General features: G+C 61.1%; 16 protein-coding genes. All 16 read right to left on the minus strand.

Annotated elements, in window-relative coordinates; translation table 11 throughout:
• Positions 1 to 28 precede the first annotated feature (28 nt).
• The gene (locus QU481_RS15385; RefSeq protein ID WP_289830948.1) at positions 29 to 739 is read right to left on the minus strand and encodes an ABC transporter ATP-binding protein; all 711 of its coding nucleotides are present in this window, start codon (positions 737 to 739) and stop codon (positions 29 to 31) included.
• On the minus strand, positions 736 to 1,506 hold the full coding sequence (locus tag QU481_RS15390) for an ABC transporter ATP-binding protein (protein WP_289830949.1): 771 nt from the start codon (positions 1,504 to 1,506) through the stop codon (positions 736 to 738). Before QU481_RS15390 ends, QU481_RS15385 begins: the two co-directional genes overlap by 4 nt.
• Positions 1,499 to 2,575, minus strand: a complete 1,077-nt coding sequence (locus tag QU481_RS15395; RefSeq protein ID WP_289830950.1) for an ABC transporter permease subunit — start codon at positions 2,573 to 2,575, stop codon at positions 1,499 to 1,501. Before QU481_RS15395 ends, QU481_RS15390 begins: the two co-directional genes overlap by 8 nt.
• 20 nt (positions 2,576 to 2,595) lie before the next feature.
• Entirely contained in the window at positions 2,596 to 3,525 is a 930-nt protein-coding gene (locus QU481_RS15400; RefSeq protein ID WP_289830951.1) for a branched-chain amino acid ABC transporter permease, read from the minus strand.
• A 418-nt stretch (positions 3,526 to 3,943) separates the two neighbouring features.
• A complete protein-coding gene (gene astB / locus QU481_RS15405) occupies positions 3,944 to 5,287 on the minus strand; it encodes an N-succinylarginine dihydrolase (RefSeq protein WP_289830952.1) in 1,344 nt (447 codons plus the stop codon).
• A complete protein-coding gene (gene astD, locus QU481_RS15410; RefSeq protein ID WP_289830953.1) occupies positions 5,284 to 6,747 on the minus strand; it encodes a succinylglutamate-semialdehyde dehydrogenase in 1,464 nt (487 codons plus the stop codon). The genes astB and astD overlap by 4 nt, the downstream gene beginning before the upstream one ends.
• The gene (gene astA / locus QU481_RS15415) at positions 6,744 to 7,778 is read right to left on the minus strand and encodes an arginine N-succinyltransferase (protein WP_289830954.1); all 1,035 of its coding nucleotides are present in this window, start codon (positions 7,776 to 7,778) and stop codon (positions 6,744 to 6,746) included. Before astA ends, astD begins: the two co-directional genes overlap by 4 nt.
• Complete coding sequence (gene aruF, locus QU481_RS15420) at positions 7,775 to 8,812, minus strand: arginine/ornithine succinyltransferase subunit alpha (RefSeq protein WP_289830955.1); 1,038 nt, start codon at positions 8,810 to 8,812, stop codon at positions 7,775 to 7,777. Before aruF ends, astA begins: the two co-directional genes overlap by 4 nt.
• Before the next feature lie 237 nt (positions 8,813 to 9,049).
• Positions 9,050 to 10,261, minus strand: a complete 1,212-nt coding sequence (locus tag QU481_RS15425; protein WP_289830956.1) for an aspartate aminotransferase family protein — start codon at positions 10,259 to 10,261, stop codon at positions 9,050 to 9,052.
• A gap of 576 nt (positions 10,262 to 10,837) precedes the next feature.
• Positions 10,838 to 12,985 (minus strand): polyribonucleotide nucleotidyltransferase, encoded by a 2,148-nt coding sequence (pnp, locus tag QU481_RS15430; protein WP_289830957.1) that lies wholly within the window; start codon positions 12,983 to 12,985, stop codon positions 10,838 to 10,840.
• A gap of 168 nt (positions 12,986 to 13,153) precedes the next feature.
• Positions 13,154 to 13,423 (minus strand): 30S ribosomal protein S15, encoded by a 270-nt coding sequence (rpsO, locus tag QU481_RS15435; RefSeq protein WP_289830958.1) that lies wholly within the window; start codon positions 13,421 to 13,423, stop codon positions 13,154 to 13,156.
• Positions 13,424 to 13,497: 74 nt separating this feature from the next.
• Positions 13,498 to 14,418 carry a tRNA pseudouridine(55) synthase TruB gene (truB, locus tag QU481_RS15440; RefSeq protein ID WP_289830959.1) on the minus strand — a complete coding sequence of 307 codons (921 nt, stop codon included), beginning with the start codon at positions 14,416 to 14,418 and terminating at the stop codon, positions 13,498 to 13,500.
• On the minus strand, positions 14,415 to 14,813 hold the full coding sequence (gene rbfA, locus QU481_RS15445; RefSeq protein WP_289830960.1) for a 30S ribosome-binding factor RbfA: 399 nt from the start codon (positions 14,811 to 14,813) through the stop codon (positions 14,415 to 14,417). The genes truB and rbfA overlap by 4 nt, the downstream gene beginning before the upstream one ends.
• Positions 14,814 to 14,893: 80 nt before the next feature.
• Positions 14,894 to 17,743, minus strand: a complete 2,850-nt coding sequence (gene infB / locus QU481_RS15450; RefSeq protein ID WP_289830961.1) for a translation initiation factor IF-2 — start codon at positions 17,741 to 17,743, stop codon at positions 14,894 to 14,896.
• Positions 17,744 to 17,777: 34 nt separating this feature from the next.
• Positions 17,778 to 19,256 (minus strand): transcription termination factor NusA, encoded by a 1,479-nt coding sequence (nusA, locus tag QU481_RS15455; protein ID WP_289830962.1) that lies wholly within the window; start codon positions 19,254 to 19,256, stop codon positions 17,778 to 17,780.
• Between the two features lie 49 nt (positions 19,257 to 19,305).
• A complete protein-coding gene (gene rimP, locus QU481_RS15460; protein ID WP_289830963.1) occupies positions 19,306 to 19,731 on the minus strand; it encodes a ribosome maturation factor RimP in 426 nt (141 codons plus the stop codon).
• Positions 19,732 to 19,759: the final 28 nt, after the last annotated feature.

Genomic DNA, 19,759 nt, shown 5'->3' on the forward strand with positions numbered 1-19,759 from the left:
TCGGGGCTTGCGTTGACGCTCATCGCGTTTATTCGCCGAGGTAGGCGTTGCGCACGCGGTCGTCGTTGAGCAGGTCCTGAGCGGGACCGCTGATGCTGATGCGACCACTTTCCATCACGTAGCCACGCTGACTCACTTCCAGCGCGAGCTTCGCGTTCTGCTCGACCAGCAGCATCGTCACGCCCTGCGCCGCCACCTGCTGAATAATCTCGAAGATCTTCTGCACGATGATCGGTGCCAAGCCCATCGACGGTTCGTCGAGCAACAGCAGTTTGGGCTTGGACAGGATCGCCCGCCCCATCGCCACCATCTGCTGTTCACCGCCCGACAAGGTGCCTGCCAGCTGCTTGTAGCGCTCCTTCAGGCGTGGGAACAGCGTGTAGACGTGGTCAATCTCGGCGAGTATCTGCGCCTTGTCGTTACGGTAGTAAGCCCCCATCAGCAGGTTCTCTTCCACCGTCAGCTTGGAAAAGATGCCGCGGCCTTCCGGCACCATCGCCAGGCCGTTGCTGACGAAGTGGTGCGACGGGACGCCGTGAGTATCCTTCCCATCGTAAGTGATGCTGCCGCCCGACTTCTTCACCATGCCGACCAGGGTCTTCAGCGTGGTGGTTTTGCCGGCGCCATTCGCACCGATCAGGGTGACCAGCTCACCCTGGTTGATGTGAAAATCGATGCCCTTCACGGCCTGGATGCCGCCGTAGGCCACCTGCAGGTTTTTGACTTCCAAGAGACTCATTCGTGGGCCACTCCGAGGTAGGCTTCGATCACTTTCGGGTCGTTGCGCACCACTTCTGGCACGCCTTCGGCGATTTTCTTGCCGTAGTCGAGCACGGCAATCCGGTCGCACAGACCCATCATCAGCTTCACGTCGTGTTCGATCAGCAGGATGGTCACCCCGTCGTTGCGAATCTTGGCCATCAGGTCCTTCAGATCCGCGGTTTCCCGTGGGTTCATGCCGGCTGCCGGCTCGTCGAGCGCGAGCAGTGTCGGCTCCGTGGCCAACGCCCGGGCGATTTCCAGGCGACGCTGGTGACCATACGACAGGTTGCGGGCGCGCTCATCGGCGACGCTGCTGATGCCGACGTATTCGAGCAACTCCCAGGCCTTCGCCTCGATCGCCTGCTCTTCCTCGCGGGTGCGCTTGGTGCGCAGCACCGCGCCCAGCGCACCGGCCTTGGAGCGGATGTGACGACCGACCATCACGTTCTCCAGCGCCGTCATCTCGGCGAACAGACGAATGTTCTGGAACGTCCGGGCGATGCCGGTGCCCACCACCACGTGCGGCTTCGCACGGAACAGGTCCTTGCCGGCAAAGGTGAAGCTGCCCTCGTTCGGCATGTAGAGGCCGGTCAGCACGTTGAACAGCGTGGTCTTGCCGGCGCCGTTCGGGCCGATCAGCCCGTAGATCTCGCCCTTATTGATGGTCAGTCCGACATTGTTCAGCGCCACCAGACCACCAAAGCGTTTCACGATGCCTTCGATTTTCAGCAGAGTCTCAGCCATGGGTCACACCTTTCTTGGCATCCTGAAATTCCATCCGACGACGCTTGGACGGCCAAGCCCCTTCCGGGCGGACCAGCATCATGACCACCATCGCGAGGCCGAACAGCAGCATCCGGGCATTTTCCGGATCGATGAGGGTCTTGCCGAACACCGCCATCTGCAACGGGCCGATCGTAGCACGCAGGATTTCCGGCGCCACCGTCAGCATCACTGCGCCCAGAATCACCCCCGGGATATTCCCCATGCCGCCGAGTACGATCATCGCGAGAATCATGATCGATTCGATCAGGCTGAACGATTCGGGAGAGATAAAGCCTTGGAACGCCGAGAACAGCCCCCCTGCCACGCCACCCGACAGGGCACCCAGTGCGAACGCCAACAGCTTGATGTTGCGGATGTTGATACCCATCGCTGCGGCGGCGATGTCATCCTCGCGCAGTGCCACCCAGGCCCGGCCAATCCGCGAATGCTGCAGACGCCACGCCATGATCACCACCCCCACGGTCAGCGCCAGGAACATGTAGTAGTACAGATACACGTTGCTGAAGCTCAGACCGAACAGCTCAAAGGTTTTGCCGAGCGAAAAGCCTCCTACCTCGATCGGGTCGATCAGGTTGATACCCTGAGGGCCGTTGGTGATGTTGACTGGAGCATTCAGGTTGTTGATGAAGATACGGATGATCTCACCGAAACCCAACGTCACGATCGCCAGATAGTCGCCTTTGAGCCGCAGCACCGGCGTGCCGAGCAGAATGCCGAAGAACGCGGCCAGAGCGGCCCCGATCGGGATCGCAATGTAGAACGGCAGATGCAGGCCGAAGTGCGGCGAACAGAGCAGCCCATAGGTGTAGGCCCCCACCGCGTAGAAGGCGATGAAGCCCAGATCCAGGAGGCCGGCGAAGCCGACCACCATGTTCAGGCCCAGCGCCAGCATCACGTACAGCAGGGAAAAGTCCAGGATGCGCACCCAGGAGTTGCCCAGCGCGCCGCCCACCAGGAACGGCATCACCGCCAGCACGACGGCCGACGCGAGAATGACACCGACTTTCTTGTTATTGGCCATGGCCATATTAGTTTCTCCCCGGGAAATCATGCGCGGTCCGCCACTTTCTCGCCCAAGAGACCAGACGGACGGAAGATCAACACAATGATCAGCACCATGAAGGCGAAGATGTCCTGATAGTTACTACCGAGGAAGCCACCGGTCAGCGTGCCGATATAGCCGGCGCCGAGGCTCTCGATAAGACCGAGCAGAATCCCACCGGCCACCGCGCCACCGAGGTTGCCGATGCCGCCGAGCACCGCCGCGGTAAACGCTTTCAGGCCGATCAGGAAGCCCATGTAGTAGTGAGCCTGGTCGTAGTTGGTCTCCACCATCACACCGGCAATGGCGCCGAGACCCGAACCGATCACGAAGGTCGCCGAGATCACCTTGTTGACACTGACCCCCATCAGACCGGCTACGGCCGGGTTCTGGCTGGTGGCACGCATCGCACGCCCCAGTTTGGTGCGTTCGACCATCACCAGCAAGCCAGCCATGATCGCCAGGCACAAGAAGATGATCACGACCTGCAGCTTGGTAATAGTGGCGCCGAGGATGTTGATCGTGTCATGCGACAGAATAGGCGGGAAAGGAATGTAGTTGCGGCCCCAGATCAGGATCGCCACTTGCTGCAGCACGATGGACAGGCCGATCGCGGTGATCAGCGGCGCCAGTCGCGGTGCGTTGCGCAGCGGCCGGTAGGCGACCCGCTCGATACAGAAGCCGAGCAGCATGCAGGACGGGATGGCGATCAACAGGCCAATCAGCACCAATAGTGGCCCGGGCAGATTAATGCCCGCACCCATCAGCGCCGAAATCACGGAAATGGTGACCATGGCTCCGACCATGACTACCTCACCATGCGCAAAGTTGATCAGGCCCATGATGCCGTACACCATGGTGTAGCCCAACGCAATCAATGCGTAGATACTACCCAGCACCAGCCCGTTCAGGATTTGTTGAACAAAAATGTCCACGATGGGAGTTCTCCTTAGGATGAGCGACCGAGCGGTTCTGCGGGGGTTGGCCCTCTTGTATTACCGCTATAGTTTTTTTCTGGTCCAGCTGCCTTGGAATTGAAGGTTGTCCGACAGGCGAGCGGATTATCCTTCTGGAGACAATCTACTGTCAATCTTAAAAAATTGTTAAATCCGCACAAAAAACGAGTGATTTTTTCATGTGCTAACATTTTGAAAAATAACTATTTCTCCCCAATCGAACCATGCATTAACTTGATCCGCCATAGCACCAAAACAGGACAAAGCACAGCATTGCCGACCTCATGACAATGCATCAAAAAAATGCCCTCGTAAACCGCTTGCACGGCATCCGAGGGCATTTTTTTTTAATACAGCAGACAATCATGCCAACGGCACGTCATCTGCACGCACCATTTTAGAGCTGGAACGGGTAGACCGCTCCCAAACCGAGAATTCCGGTCAGTTCGTCAAGCGCAGTACGGCACTCGACGAGCAGTTGCGGATCGGCCAGATCGTCAGGCGACAGACGGTCGCGATAGTGCTTGTCGACCCAAGCATTCAGTTGCCCGAACAGCGCATCGGACATCATCACTTTCGGATTCACCGCAGCAATCTCGGCGTCACTCAGAGCCACGCGTAGGCGCAAGCAAGCCGGGCCACCACCGTTCTGCATGCTCTGCTTCAAATCGAACACCTTCACTTCGGCGATCGGGCCATTGCTCGCAACCAACTTCTCCAGGTAGGCCCAGACACGCGGCATATTGCGGCACTCTTCCGGCACTACGATGATCATCTTGCCGTCGGCACGCGACAACAGCTGGCTGTTAAACAGATAGCTCTTTACCGCCTCCTCGACCGAAACCTCGGCGTCCGGCACCTCGATGCCGATGAACTTGCCTCCACGGGCCGCGAGTTTGCGATCCAGTTCGGCCAGTACTTCGACCTGCTGCAGGAACGACTTCTCATGGTGGAACAGCACGTTGCGATTGCCGACCGAAATCACATCGTTGTGGAACACGCCAGCGTCGATGGTGGCCGGATCCTGTTGGGCGTACACCACACCCGCCTCTGACAAACCGTGCAAACGGGCGATTGCCTGGCTGGCCTCCAGCGTCTGGCGTGCAGGGAATTTGACTGGTTTCGGATAACGGGTGTCGAACGCGGAGGCGCCGAACACGAAGAACTCCACGCCCGGAGCGTCGTACTCTGCGCAGAAGCGGGTGTGGTTGGCCGCGCCCTCGTCGCCGAAATGCATCTGTGCAGGCAGTGCCGGATGCACCGCAAAGCGACTCTCGTCGGCAAACATCGCCGACAGCACACGACGGGTGGTCGGATGCTCAATGGCACGATGGAACTTGTTGTTCAGGTTGGCAGGGGTAAAGTGCACGCGACCGTCAGCGGTGTCTGCACTCGGGCTGACAGTGGCAGCGTTTGCGGTCCACATGCTCGATGCCGAGGTACAAGCAGCCAGAATAGCCGGCGCTTCCTTGGCTGCACGGGCGATCACCTCTGCGTCGCTGCCGGCAAAGCCGAGCTGGCGCAAGCTGGCGACATCCGGGCGTTCCTGCGGGGCAAGTACACCCTGCTTGAAGCCGGCATCGTGCAGCGCCTTCATTTTGGCAAGGCCCTGCTTGGCGGCCAACTTCGGGTTGGACGCCGCGTTCTGGTTGCCAGTCGAGGCAACGTTGCCGTAGGACAGGCCGCTATAGTTATGGGTCGGGCCGACCAGCCCGTCGAAATTCACTTCATATGCACTCACAGCACAATCCCCGGAGACAGTTGGGCCGGCACGGCCAGGGTGTCGCACTCCAGCGAGGCGACTGGGTAGGCGCAATAATCCGCCGCGTAATAGGCGCTCGGACGGTGGTTGCCCGAGGCGCCGATGCCACCGAACGGCGCGGCGCTCGATGCGCCGGTCAGCGGTTTGTTCCAGTTGACCACACCGGCACGACTCTCCAGCAGGAAGCGCTCATACAACGCGCGGTCGTCCGACAGCACACCGGCTGCGAGGCCGTAGCGGGTGGTATTGGCAAGATCGATCGCCTCGTCGAAGCACGCGTAGCGCACCACCTGCAGCAGCGGGCCGAAGAACTCCTCGTCGATGCGGTCGGTGACGGCTGTCACGTCGATGATGCCCGGCGACAACAGCGCGCCAACATCGGACAAGCGACGCATCGCCAGCAGCTGCTTGCCGCCACGCTCCAACAGCGTTTGCTGCGCGGTCAAGAGCGCATCGGCGGCAGTATTAGAGATCACCGACCCCATGAACGGTGCCGGCTCCTCGTCGTAGCGGCCGACCTTGATATTGGCCGACACCTCCACCAGCCGCGCTAGGAAGCGGTCACCCCACTCCCCCACCGGCACTAGCAGACGGCGCGCACAGGTGCAGCGCTGACCGGCCGACACGAAGGCCGACTGGATGGTGTGATGCACGGCCGCATCAATGTCGGCAACCCCCTCGACGATCAGCGGGTTGTTACCGCCCATCTCCAGCGCCAGAATCTTTTCTGGCTGACCACCGAAGTTCTTGTGCAGGACCGCGCCGGTGGCCGAGCTACCTGTGAAAAACAGGCCGTCGATGCCGGCGTGGTTCGCAAGCGCGATACCGGTATTCTTGGCACCCTGCAGCAGGCTGATCACCCCAGCTGGCAGACCGGCTTCAATCCACAGCTTGATGGTTTCCTCGGCGGTCCACGGCGTCAGCTCGGACGGTTTGAAGATCACCGTATTACCGGCCAGGAGCGCCGGCACGATGTGACCGTTCGGCAGGTGCCCCGGGAAATTGTACGGCCCGAACACCGCCACCACGCCGTGCGGCTTGTGGCGCAATACCGCCTGGGCGTCCCCCATTGGCGCGGCGCGCTCGCCGGTGCGCTCGTTGTACGACTTGATCGAGATTTCCACCTTGTTGACCATGGTGGTCACTTCTGTGGCGGCTTCCCACAGCGGCTTGCCTGTTTCCTTAGCGATCACTTCGGCCAGGCGAGACTTGTTGGCGGTCAACAATTCGGCGAAGCGGCGTACTAGCGCGATACGCTCGTCGAAGGCGGTACGCGACCAGCCGCGGAAAGCCGCGCGCGCAGCCTTCACAGCAGCATCGACCTGCTCGGCCGTCGCTTCGCGGCCCTGCCAGATCACCTCGCCAGTGGCCGGATTAGTCTTGCTTAACGCTTCGCCGGCGCCTTCTTGCCAGTGAGCATCAAAAAATTGTGGGCTCATGCTTGTTCCTTTGGGGACAGGGCAACGGCGCGGACGAAATCGCCGTCTTGAACATTCAGCGCAGCCAGTTGCTCGCGCGACAGAGCAATCGACTCACCATCGAGCGGCGCATCGAGCAGGATGGTACGGAAGCCGTCGAGCGAGGTATTCGACACCAGTTGGGCCACGCGACCTTCCGTCGGCAGCGGATCAACCAAGCGCGCCACAACCATGCGGCTTTCCTTTACTGCGCGGATTTCCGAGGTGTACGCCTGCACAGTCGGGCCGGCGTCGAAGATGTCGACGTAGCCTTCATAGCGGAAACCCTCCGACTGCAGCATGGCCACCGCCGGCTTGGTGTTCGGGTGGGTCTGGCCGATCACAGCCTGCGCCTCGGCCGGCAGGAAATCGATGTAGACCGGATGCTTGGGCATCAACTCGGCGACAAAGGCCTTCTGACCAATGCCGGTCAGGTAGTCCGCCTCGGCAAAGTCGATCGAAAAGAAGTGACGACCCAGCGCTTCCCAGAATGGTGAATTACCCTTCTCATCCGAATAACCGCGCATCTCGGCAACCACGATCTTGCCGAATAGCGGCGCGAACTGAGCGAGGAACAGAAAGCGGCTCTTCGAGAGCAACCCGCCGTTGCGGTTGACACGGTAGTCCGGGTGCAAGAACAGCGTGCACAGCTCGGAGAAGCCAGTGTGGTCATTGGATAGAAACAGCGTGTCGTGGCGGCTGTATACCCCCAGCTCCTCGCTGGCATGCACAATGGTGCCGACTCGGTAGTTGTACCAAGGTTCGCGCATCCCCACCGCAGCCTCGATTGCACAGATGCCGGCGATCGCACCATTGTCGGCATCCTCCAGCACGAACACATAGCCGCGATCGGAGCGGTCGAGTTCACCGGCGAACGACAGCTCGGAACGACTGATCTTCTGAGTCAGACGCTCTTCGTTGACCGGCAAGGAGGTCAACCCCACCCCGGCGCTGCGCGCCAGGTTCATAAGGCCGTCGAGATCATCGCGACGGACCGGACGGATGATCATCATGCTGCCACCCCCTGGGATGATTCATGCGGATACGCCACGCGCACCCGGTCACCACTTTGAACACCCAGCGCCTTGGCGGCATCGGGGTTGATGAACAACACGCCACCCACCTCGGCAACCCTAGCGATGGTGGCGGCAAAATCGATCGAATGCTCGTTGCTGATCAGGCACTCTTTGGCCTGGAGCGGCAGACTTGCAGATACTTCGACCGGCAGCACATCGTTACGCATTAGCGTCTCTAGGCGATCAACATCCGCAGTCAGCACCGCACCGCCATCGAAGATATCGATATAGTTGTCGGCCTCGAAACCCTCTCGGGTCAGCAGCTGACAGGGGAGCTCGAACGCCGGATGGATCTGACCGATCGAGTGTTGTGCCTCGTCTGGCAGCAACGGCACGTAGATCGGGTAGTTCGGCATCAGTTCGGCGATGAAGGTTTTGCTATGCGTGGCGAACGCCTGCTCCACTTGGACGAAGTCCATATTGAAGAAACGTCGGCCGATCGCGTCCCAAAACGGGGACTGGCCCGCCTCGTCGTGGATGCCCTGCATCTCGGCGATGATGCGGCGACCAAAGCGCTCGCGTTCGGCGGCGATGTACATCAGCCGAGCCCGCGACAGCAGTTCGCCGGCCACAGCGGGCATCGCCGAATCGAGGAAGAAACCGCACAACTGGGTCTGACCGGTCAGGTCATGACACATGTTCAGCACATGCACCCGATTGTTGACCTTCAATGTGCGCGAAGCGTGCACAAAGGTCTCGCTGCGGTAACTGTAGAAAGGCTCGTCGAAGCCAGCCGACGCGCTGATCGACGCAGTGCCGACCACACTGCCATGCTGTTCGAGTACAAACATGTAGTACTCGTCGCTGGTATCGGCAACGGCCTCGTGTTCGAACGAGGACACGGATTGCTGGATACGTTCGAACAGACGCTCGCGACTATTCGGCAGACTGGTCACGCCGATGCCGCTTTCCACCGCCATTTTTTCAATGGCCGGCAGGTCAGCGGTACGTACCGGACGCACGGTTAACATAGGGAACCTCCCCTGGACTTTGCAGCTTTGTTGACTGGCGCGCACCAAATCAAGGCGCACACCAACCCGCGGGTCGCTACATAGGCGAACCGTCAGGAACGAATTCGTAATAACTGGAAGAACAGCCTGAGCTGATCCTGCGCCAGCCACCCGCGCCGCTGGTCAACGATGGCCCCTCGCCATCGCCGACCAGGTCGGCGCCATCATGGCGCCCGCGGCGGCTGAACGCTTAGCGGATCAAGCGGCGGCCAGATCGGCCACGGCTGCTTCGAAGCGCTTCAGGCCTTCGTCGATGTCTTCATCGGTGATCACCAGGCTCGGCGCCAGACGCACCACGCTCAGGCCGGCCACCAGCACCATCAGGTTGTGCTTTTCGGCCAACTTGGTGAAATCCTTGGCGCGACCTGCGTACTGTTCGGTCAGCACCGCGCCGATCAACAGGCCCATGCCGCGCACAGTCTTGAATACACCGTACTTGGCGTTGATCGCGTTCAGGCCGTCGATCAGGCGTTGCGCCTTGGTGCGCACACCGGCCAGCACTTCCGGGCGGCTGACGATATCGATCACCTTCTCGGCCACAGCAGCGCCCAGCGGGTTACCGCCATAGGTGGAACCATGGGTGCCGATACCGAAGCTCTTGGCAATCTTCTCGGTGGTCAGCATCGCGCCGATCGGGAAGCCGCCGCCCAGCGCCTTGGCGGTGGTCAGCACGTCCGGTACCACACCGTATTCCATGTAGGCGTACAGCGAGCCGGTGCGGCCGACGCCAGTCTGCACTTCGTCGAATACCAGCAGCGCGCCGTGCTGGTCGCACAGTTCGCGTGCGGCCTGCAGGAACGCTTTGTCAGCCGGCAGCACGCCGCCTTCGCCCTGCACCGGCTCGATCACCACCGCGCAGGTGTTGTCGGAAATCGCAGCTTTCAGCGACTCGATGTTGTTGTATTCGAAATGGTCGATGCCCGCCGGCACCGGAGCGAAACCTTCGGTGTATTTCGGCTGACCGCCCACCGATACGGTGAACAGGGTGCGGCCGTGGAAAGAGTTCTTGCAGGAGAGGATCTGATGCTTGTGGGCGCCAGAGTGGTCGGATGCATACTTACGCACCAGCTTGAACGCAGCCTCGTTGGCCTCGGCGCCGGAGTTGCTGAAGAACACTCGCTCGGCAAAGGTCAGCTCGGTTAGGCGCGATGCCAGTTTCAACACAGGTTCGTTGGTGAACACATTCGAGACGTGCCACAGCTTCTGGGCCTGCTCGGTCAGTGCAGCGACCAGTTCCGGGTGGCAGTGCCCCAGCGAGTTGACGGCGATGCCACCGGCCAGATCGATGAACTCATGGCCTTCCTGATCCCAGACACGGGACCCCAGGCCCTTCACCGGAATGAAGCTTGCCGGCGCGTAGTTGGGAACCATGACTTGGTCGAACGTGGCACGAGTGATCTTGCTGCTCATTGATATGTTCCTTCCTGCTCTGTGTTTGTGAATTTGTTATGGTTTGACTGCATTGCCATTGATTCTAATCGAATCATTTCCGTGACCCATATCCGGTTTGCGACATGCCTGTACAGAAAGACTTGGCCTGCATCAACCTATAAATATCTTTTCATTAAAACAAAAAACGCCTATATCTCGGGCGTTTTATTGTTCTTTCTGCCGCAACAAAACGTTCTGATGGTGAAACCGGCTGTTTCTCGCCTGGATTTCAGCAGACGACCTCCTCCAACCACGCAATCCGGCGGGTGATCACACGGTCGATGGCGGCCCCGAATGCCGCTCCCGGGCCAGCTGCTCCGTTGCCGTCCGGCCCTGTCACCCCGCTGCAAACCGGGGCTTAAGCAGCCCCTCCAACCTGAACCAACCCCGGGAAAGTTGGCCGAAAGAGCCACCAGACCGCCTATAACACCTCTCCGATGGATAACATGCGAGCACATCCAGCCGGGACACATCCCGTCGAGGTTCCCGCCAGAATCCAGGCGCAAAAAAAGCCCGTGATCTTCATCACGGGCTTCTTGCTGACAGCGACTCTACTTAGCCAGCGGTCTTCAGGCCGAAGGAGTCGGCGGTCGCCTGAGCGGCTTTCGCTTCGTCTTCCAGCAGCGCCTTGATCGACAGACGGATGCGACCGCGGTCGTCCATCTCGATGGCCTTGACCTTCACGACTTGGCCTTCCTTCAGGTAGTCGGACACGTTCTTGATACGCTCGTTGGCGATCTGCGAAATGTGTACCAGACCATCCTTACCCGGCAAGATGGAAACGATCGCGCCGACGTTGTTGTCCAGGATCTTCACCACGGTGCCTTCGTAGACCTTGCCCACTTCAACTTCGACGGTGATTTCTTCGATGCGCTTGCGAGCGGCATCAGCACCCTCCTGGGTCACCGAAGCGATGGTGATGGTGCCATCTTCCTGGATGTCGATCTCGGTGCCGGTATCCTTGGTGATCGAGCGGATGGTTTCGCCACCCTTGCCAATCACTTCGCGGATCTTGTCCGGATTGATCTTCATCGTGAACAGGCGCGGCGCGTGGCTGGATAGCTCCTGCGGACCTTCCACGGCTTCCTTCATGTGCTTCAGGATGTGCAGGCGACCCTCCTTGGCCTGCTCCAGAGCCACATGCATGATTTCCTTGGTGATACCCTGGATCTTGATGTCCATCTGCAGCGCAGTCACGCCTTCGGCGGTACCGGCCACCTTGAAGTCCATGTCGCCCAGGTGGTCCTCGTCACCGAGGATGTCGGTCAGCACGGCGAACCGGTTGCCTTCCAAGATCAAACCCATGGCGATGCCAGCCACGTGCGCCTTCAGCGGCACACCGGCGGACAGCAGCGACAGGCAGCCGCCACATACCGACGCCATCGACGAGGAGCCGTTCGATTCGGTGATTTCCGACACCACGCGCATCGCGTAGCTGAACTCGTCTGCCGGCGGCAGCACGGCCATCAGCGCGCGCTTGGCCAGACGGCCGTGACCGATTTCACGACGCTTCGGCGGGCCCATGCGGCCGGCTTCACCGGTCGAGTACGGCGGGAAGTTGTAGTGCAGCATGAAGCGGTCGGTGTACTCGCCGGCCAGCGCGTCGATGATCTGCTCGTCGCGGCTGGTGCCGAGGGTCGCAGCTACCAGCGCCTGGGTTTCGCCACGGGTGAACAGTGCCGAGCCATGAGCACGCGGCAGCACGCCGGTGCTGATCGCGATCGGACGCACGGTGCGGGTGTCGCGGCCGTCGATGCGCGGCTCGCCGGCCAGGATCTGGCCACGGACCACGTCGGATTCCAGGCTCTTGAAGATGCCCTTGATCTGGTTGGCCACCAGGGTGTCGGTGTCCTCGGTGATCAGCGCAGCCTTCACCGCATCCCAGGCTTCGTTCAGCTTGACGGTGCGGGCCTGCTTCTGGCGCAGACGGAACGCTTCCTTGACGGTCTCGCCGGCGACTTCCGTCACACGGGCGATCAGCGCTTCGTCCTTGGCGGCCGGAGCCCAGTCCCACATTACCGGGTTGACTTCGTCGGCCAGCTCGTTGATCGCCTTGATGGCGGCCTGCATCTGGTCGTGGCCGTAGACCACAGCGCCCAGCATCACGGCTTCGGACAGTTCCTTGGCCTCGGACTCGACCATCAGCACGGCGCGGTCGGTACCAGCCACCACCAGGTCCAGCTCAGACTCGGCCAGTTCGGCCTTGGTCGGGTTGAGCAGGTATTCACCGTTGGCGTAGCCAACGCGGGCGGCGCCGATCGGGCCGGCGAACGGAAGACCGGAGATTGCCAGCGCAGCGGAGGCACCGATCATCGCCGGGATATCCGAATCGATTTCCGGATCCAGCGACATCACAGTCGCGACGATCTGCACGTCATTGTAGAAACCTTCCGGGAACAGCGGACGGATCGGGCGGTCGATCAGACGGCTGGTCAGGATTTCCTTCTCGGACTGCTTGCCTTCGCGCTTGAAGAAGCCGCCTGGGATCTTGCCTGCGGCGTAGGTGCGCTCCAGATAGTCGACGGTCAGCGGGAAGAAATCCTGACCCGGCTTGACGGTCTTGCCACCGACCACGGCAACCATCACGACCGTTTCGTCCATCGACACCTTGACGGCACCGCTGGCCTGACGGGCGATTTCGCCGGTCTCCAGGGTCACGGTGTGTTTGCCGTACTGGAAGCTCTTGGTGATTTTGTTAAACACGAGGGTTCCTTTTCGTTTGATTGTTCGGCCAACGGGAACCCCTAGCGATAACGACTGCGCCCGCAGTCGGCATGGCTAGAGGCTCCTCCCGCTGTGCCGCATTCACTTATGCCACAGGAAAACGAAAAAGTCGCAGACTGGCTGCGACTTTTTCTAACCCAACTGCGATTACTTACGCAGACCCAGACGGGTGATCAGGCCGCGGTAGGTGTCAGCGTCGGTGCGCTTGAGGTAGTCAAGCAGACGACGACGACGGCTCACCATCTTCAGGAGACCACGACGGCTGTGGTGATCCTTCATGTTCGCCTTGAAGTGCGGGGTCAGATCGTTAATGCGCGCGGTCAGCAGTGCAACTTGCACTTCGGACGAACCGGTATCGCCTTCGGCGCGTTGGAAATCCTTAACGATGGCCGCTTTTTGAGCAACAGTGATTGCCATTATACAACTCCAGTTTTTATGAGGGCTTGATGCCCGACAAGTGCGGCGAGCCGAAACCCATCCCGCACTTCGTGCTATTCGGCTAGCGGACTAGCCACGAGCCTGGCCGGATGCAGCGACGATTCGTCGCGTGCCTCGGCTAGACCCAGAAATTCCCGCGTTGCCTGACGGTAAACACGGAAGCGCGACATTATCGCATGCTTTTCCGAAACACGCACGGCTTGGCCATGCATGAAGCGACCGGTTTCCTGCTCGTCCAGCGCCACTTCCGGCAGATGGCTCACCAGCACATCCACCGGCAGCAACAGGTCCAGACGCTCCTCGTACGGCACCGCCTCGATCGCTTCCAGCGTGATCGCCTGCTCGAGCGGGAAACCCGCCGTGGCGGTACGACGCAAGCCAATCAGGTGCGCACCACAACCCAGCGCCTCGCCAATGTCTTCGGCCAGGGTACGGATATAGGTGCCCTTGCTGCAGGACACATCGATCACCGCCACATCGCCAGCAAACTCCACCAGTTCGATCGAGTGAATCGTCACCTCGCGCGCTTTGCGCTCGATCTCGATCCCCTGCCGGGCGTACTCGTAGAGAGCCTTGCCCTGATGCTTCAACGCCGAGTACATCGGCGGCACCTGCGAGATCGGCCCGAGGAAGGCAGCCATCGCCGCTTCCAGCGCCGCGCGATCGAACGCGACCGGGCGCTCGCGCACCACCTCACCCTCGCTATCGCCCGTCGTGGTCAGCACGCCGAACTTCACCGTGGCGCGATAGCCCTTGTCTGCATCGAGCAAGAACGACGAGAACTTGGTCGCCTCGCCGAAACACAGTGGCAACAGGCCAGTGGCGAGCGGGTCGAGCACGCCGGTATGCCCGGCCTTGGCCGCGTTCATCAGCCAGCGCGCCTTTTGCAACGCCGAGTTGCTGCTGATGCCGCAGGGCTTGTCCAGCAGAATCACGCCGTGCACCGGCCGGCGCGGTCGACGCGGCTCATTCATTCCTTGTCGTCCTGCTCGTCGTCGCTGCGCCGCGCAGCGTCTTCCTGCGCCACCTTGTCGATCAGGTTCGACATCGACACGCCGCGCTCGACCGATTCATCGTAGACGAAGTGCAGTTGCGGGATGTTGAACAGGCTAATGCGGCGGCCTAGCTCGCTGCGCAGATAACCTGCTGCGTGCTCCAGCGCCTCCTGCGACACCTCGCGGGTCTTCTCGTCCATCACCGTGTAGAAAATCTTGGCGTGCGAGTAATCGCGCGTCACATCTACCGCGGTCAGCGTGATCCAGCCGGCGCGCGGATCCTTCAGACCCTTGCGGATCATCTCGGCCAACTCGCGCAGAATCTGTTCGCGCACCCGGTCAGCCCGGGAAAAACCTTTACGTTGTTGGGCCATCTCAGCCTCCTAGCAAAAACAAACGGGCGAGCGCCCGCGGCAACCCTTGCCGACAGAACGCTCGCCCGTTACGCGCCCACTTACAGGCTGCGCGCTACTTCCACGATTTCGAACACTTCCAGCACGTCGCCCTCATGGATGTCGTTGAAGTTCTTCAGCATCAGGCCGCATTCGTAGCCCTGCTTCACTTCCTTCACGTCGTCCTTGAAGCGCTTCAGCGAGTCGAGTTCGCCGGTGTGCACCACCACATGATCGCGGATCAGGCGAACCTGGGCCGAACGCTTGATCATGCCATCGGTCACCATACAACCGGCAATGTTGCCGACCTTGGAGACCGGGATCACCTGACGGATCTCGACGGTACCTAGGATCTGCTCCTTCTTCTCCGGTGCCAGCATGCCCGACAGCGCAGCCTTCACATCATCGATGGCGTCATAGATGATGTTGTAGTAGCGGATGTCGATGTCGTTGCCTTCGGCCAGCTTGCGGGCGGCCGCGTCGGCACGCACGTTGAAGCCGATCATCACCGCCTTCGAGGCAATCGCCAAGTTGACGTCCGACTCGCTGATGCCACCCACGCCCGAGTGCAGGATCGACACGCGCACTTCGTCGGTCGACAGCTTCAACAGGCTGCCGGCCAGCGCTTCGTACGAACCCTGCACGTCGGCCTTGATGATCAGCGGCAGAGTCTGAACCTCGCCTTCGGCCATCTGGGCGAACATGTTCTCCAGCTTGGCAGCCTGCTGCTTGGCCAGACGCACGTCGCGGAACTTGCCGGCGCGGAACAGGGCGATTTCACGCGCCTTCTTCTCATCGGTCAGCACCATGGCGTCTTCACCCGCCTGCGGCACATCGGACAGACCGAGGATCTCGACCGGAATCGCCGGACCAGCTTCGTCCACCGGCTTGCCGTTTTCGTCAACCATCGCACGGACACGGCCGAACGCGGTACCCGCCAGCACGATATCGCCCTTCTTCAGCGTACCGGACTGCACCAGCAGCGTCGCGACCGGACCGCGGCCCTTGTCGAGACGAGCCTCGACGATGATGCCCTTGGCCGGTGCGTCGACCGGAGCGACCAGCTCCAGTACTTCAGCCTGCAGCAGGATCGCTTCGAGCAGCGCATCGATGTTCAGGCCTTGCTTGGCCGACACTTCGATGAACTGGGTATCGCCACCCCAATCTTCCGGCACGACGCCATGACTAGACAGTTCCTGACGGATACGTTCCGGGTTGGCACCCTGCTTGTCGATCTTGTTCACCGCAACCACGATCGGCACACCGGCCGCCTTGGCGTGGTGAACTGCTTCGATAGTCTGCGGCATCACGCCGTCGTCGGCTGCTACCACCAGCACCACGATATCGGTCGCCTTGGCACCACGGGCACGCATCGCGGTAAACGCTTCGTGACCCGGGGTATCCAGGAAGGTGATCATCCCGCGTTCGGTTTCAACGTGGTAAGCACCGATGTGCTGGGTAATGCCACCTGCTTCGCCCGCGGCAACCTTGGCGCGACGGATGTAGTCGAGCAAGGAGGTCTTACCGTGGTCGACGTGACCCATCACGGTCACCACCGGCGCGCGCGGCAGCAATTCGACTTCCGCCTCGCCTTCCGGCTTCTCGAGGTAGGCTTCCGGATCGTCCGCCTGGGCGGCCTTGGCCTTGTGACCCATTTCCTCGACCAGAATGATCGCGGTTTCCTGATCAAGCACCTGGTTGATGGTCACCATCATGCCCATCTTCATCAGCACCTTGATCACCTCAGCAGCCTTCACGGCCATGCGGTGAGCGAGGTCTGCGACGGTGATGGTTTCCGGCACCAGCACTTCGTGCACGATCGGCTCGGTCGGCGCTTGGAAGGCATGCTGACCGGCGTTCTTGTTACGGCCACCACGCTTCGACTTCCAGTCGTTGCTGGAGTCGCCGCCACGGGTACGCAGGCCCTTGCCCTTGCCGCGACCGTCAGACCAGTCGCGACCGCCGCCACCCTTCTTGTTGCCACCGCCGCCCGGCTTCTTGTCGTCGGAGCGCGGAGCCGGAGCACCACCACTCGGGCGGTTGGCCGAAGGTGCTGCCGCACCACCACCTGCCGGTGCCGCGCCTTGCGGGCGGCCAGTCGACAGCGGCGCACGCTGCGTCGGCGAAGCCGAGCGATGCTCGGCATTCGGACGACCCGAACGCGCGGCGTCGGCAGCAGCCGGCTTGGCCGGCTGAGCCACCGGCTTCGGCTGCTGAGCTGCCTGTTCGGCAGCGAGGCGTGCAGCTGCGCGACGCTCTTCGCGCTCAAGGCGCTCGCGCACCAAGGCTTCCTGACGGGCGCGCAGCTCGGAATGGCGACGGGCTTCGGCTTCACGCGCGGCAATTTCTTCGGCCGACAGAATCTGGGCCGGGGCGACCGGGGCTGCCGGGCGAGCCGGCGCGGCAGCCTTCGGCTTCTCTTCCACCTTCGGCGCCGGCTTAGCTTCGACCTTCGGCGCCTCCTTGACCGGCTCAGCCTTCGGCGCAGCCGGCTTCACTTCCGGCTTCGGCTCGACCTTCGGCACTTCGACCTTAGCTTCTTCCACGACCGGCTTCACCGGTTCGACCACCGGAGCAACCGGTGCCGCAGCAGCGGCCGGCTCGGCCGGACGGGCCACCGGCTTCTCTTCCGGCATCACCACCACGCGCTTCTTGCGGGTCTCCACCTTCACGGTGCTGCCGCCGGCGGTGTGGATCTCGCTGGTCTGCTTGCGGGTCACGGTCGCAACGCGCGCATCATCGCGGGCGCCGTGCGAGCGCTTCAGGTGCTCCAGCAAGCGGCCTTTGTCCTGTTCGGTAAGGGTGTCGTCCAGCGAGCCCTTGCTCACCCCGGCCGAACGCAACTGCTCGAGCAGGCGCTCCGGAGAGAGTCCGAGTTCATTGGCAAACTGTTTAACATTCGTCACTACCATGCGTCTTCCCAAATCCTTCCATTTCAGCCTGCAATCACTGGTTGAACCAGTGTTCGCGCGCTTTCATGATAAGCGAGCGGGCAGACTCAGCATCAATGCCGATCATGTCGACCAAGTCGTCCACCGCCAAATCGGCCAACTCATCGCGAGTGGTCACGTCGTTTTCGGCCAACTTCCGCACCAGCTCGTCGGTCAGGCCTTCGAGGTTGCGTAGATCCTCGTTCACCGACTCCACCTTCTCTTCCGAGGCGATCGCCAAGGTCAAGATGGCATCACGGGCACGGCTGCGCAGGTCGTTGACCAGCGCCTCGTCGAAGCCCTCGATTTCCAGCAATTCGGAAACCGGCACATAAGCCACCTCTTCCAGGGTGGCGAAGCCTTCCTGCACCAGCGTGGCAGCGGTGTCCTCATCGACGCCAAGGTGCTGCACGAAGGTATCACGCAACGCCGCATCCTCAGCCTGGGTTTTTTCTTCGGCCTCTTCGACGGTCATGATGTTCAAGTTCCATCCGGTCAGCTCGGCGGCAAGGCGCACGTTCTGTCCGCTGCGGCCGATGGCCAGCGCCAACTGTTCTTCGTCGACGACCACATCCATCAGGTGGTTGTCTTCGTCGATCATGATGCGATTCACTTCGGCCGGCGACAGCGCGTTAATCACAAACTGCGCCGGGTCCGGCGACCACAGAACGATGTCGACGCGTTCGCCAGCCAATTCCTGAGTCACCGCCTGGACGCGCGAACCACGCACACCAATGCAGGTGCCCTGCGGATCGATACGCGGATCATTCGACTTCACAGCGATCTTGGCTCGCATACCCGGATCACGAGCGGCTTCCTTGATCTCCAGCATGCCCTCTTCGATCTCTGGCACTTCCAGCTCGAACAGCTTGGCCAAGAATTCGCGCGAGGTACGCGACAGCACCAACTGCGGACCGCGACCGAGGCGATCGATGCGCAGCAGGAACGCCTTCACGCGGTCGCCCACGCGCAGGTTTTCCTTCGGGATCATCTGATCGCGCGGCAGCACGGCTTCGAGCTTGCCGCATTCGATGATGGCGTTACCACGTTCGATGCGCTTGACGGTACCGGTAATCAGATGCTCGCGGCGCTGCAGGAAGTCGTTGAGGATCTGTTCACGCTCTGCGTCGCGGATCTTCTGCAGAATGACCTGCTTGGCGGTCTGCGCACCAATGCGGCCGAACTCGACAGCTTCCATCGGATCTTCGATCACGCTACCGATTTCGGCGCGCGGGTCGCGCTCGCGCGCTTCTTCCAGCGTCATTTCACGATCCGGCACCTCAAGCAGATCGTCCTCGACCACCGTCCAGCGACGGAAGCTCTGGTGGGTACCGGTGTGGCGGTCGATCTCAACGCGCACGTCCAGATCGTCTTCATTGAATTTTTTCTTGGTTGCCGAAGCGAGCGCCAGCTCAAGAGCGGAAAACACCACTTCCTTGCTAACGTTCTTCTCACTCGCCAAGGCGTCAACCAGCAACAAAATCTCGCGGCTCATGCCATCCTCCGAATTTGGGCCCTATGTTTCGTGGCCAACGTCCTGCCGATCAGAACTCCGGCTCAAGCCGGGCCTTGTCGATATTGGACAGGGGGATCGCCACGGTGCGGCCGTCGATCTCGAGCATTACTGCTCCGTCTTCGACGCCCGCAAGACGACCGACAAACCGCTTCTGCTGCTCAATAGGCAGCCGGGTACGCACGATCGCCAGTTGACCTGCGAAGCGGATAAAATCCGCTTCTTTCTTCAGCGGACGGTCGAGCCCCGGCGACGACACTTCCAGTCGCGAGTAATCGACGTTCTCCACCGTGAACAGACGGGTTAGGTGGTTACTGACCTGCACGCAGTCTTCGACGGTGATACCTTGAGGCTTGTCGATGAACACGCGAAAACCGCCACCATTCATCAGCTCAAAGTCGACCAGCTCGTAGCCCAACCCCGGCAGGGTGTTTTCAAGCAGCAAACGGACATCCATTGCGTTTTCCAGAAACAAAAAATGGGCG

It is taken from the genome of Crenobacter oryzisoli (genome assembly GCF_030385785.1).
Classification (GTDB): Bacteria; Pseudomonadota; Gammaproteobacteria; order Burkholderiales; family Chromobacteriaceae; genus Crenobacter_A; species Crenobacter_A oryzisoli.

Coding starts and splice junctions, on each gene's coding strand:
- QU481_RS15385 (WP_289830948.1), bottom strand. CDS start 739: ATGAGTCTCTTGGAAGTCAAAAACCTGCAGGTGGCCTACGGCGGCATC.
- QU481_RS15390 (WP_289830949.1), bottom strand. CDS start 1,506: ATGGCTGAGACTCTGCTGAAAATCGAAGGCATCGTGAAACGCTTTGGT.
- QU481_RS15395 (WP_289830950.1), bottom strand. CDS start 2,575: ATGGCCATGGCCAATAACAAGAAAGTCGGTGTCATTCTCGCGTCGGCC.
- astD (WP_289830953.1), bottom strand. CDS start 6,747: ATGAGCCCACAATTTTTTGATGCTCACTGGCAAGAAGGCGCCGGCGAA.
- astA (WP_289830954.1), bottom strand. CDS start 7,778: ATGATGATCATCCGTCCGGTCCGTCGCGATGATCTCGACGGCCTTATG.
- aruF (WP_289830955.1), bottom strand. CDS start 8,812: ATGTTAACCGTGCGTCCGGTACGTACCGCTGACCTGCCGGCCATTGAA.
- QU481_RS15425 (WP_289830956.1), bottom strand. CDS start 10,261: ATGAGCAGCAAGATCACTCGTGCCACGTTCGACCAAGTCATGGTTCCC.
- rpsO (WP_289830958.1), bottom strand. CDS start 13,423: ATGGCAATCACTGTTGCTCAAAAAGCGGCCATCGTTAAGGATTTCCAA.
- truB (WP_289830959.1), bottom strand. CDS start 14,418: ATGAATGAGCCGCGTCGACCGCGCCGGCCGGTGCACGGCGTGATTCTG.
- rbfA (WP_289830960.1), bottom strand. CDS start 14,813: ATGGCCCAACAACGTAAAGGTTTTTCCCGGGCTGACCGGGTGCGCGAA.
- infB (WP_289830961.1), bottom strand. CDS start 17,743: ATGGTAGTGACGAATGTTAAACAGTTTGCCAATGAACTCGGACTCTCT.
- nusA (WP_289830962.1), bottom strand. CDS start 19,256: ATGAGCCGCGAGATTTTGTTGCTGGTTGACGCCTTGGCGAGTGAGAAG.
- rimP (WP_289830963.1), bottom strand. CDS start 19,731: ATGGATGTCCGTTTGCTGCTTGAAAACACCCTGCCGGGGTTGGGCTAC.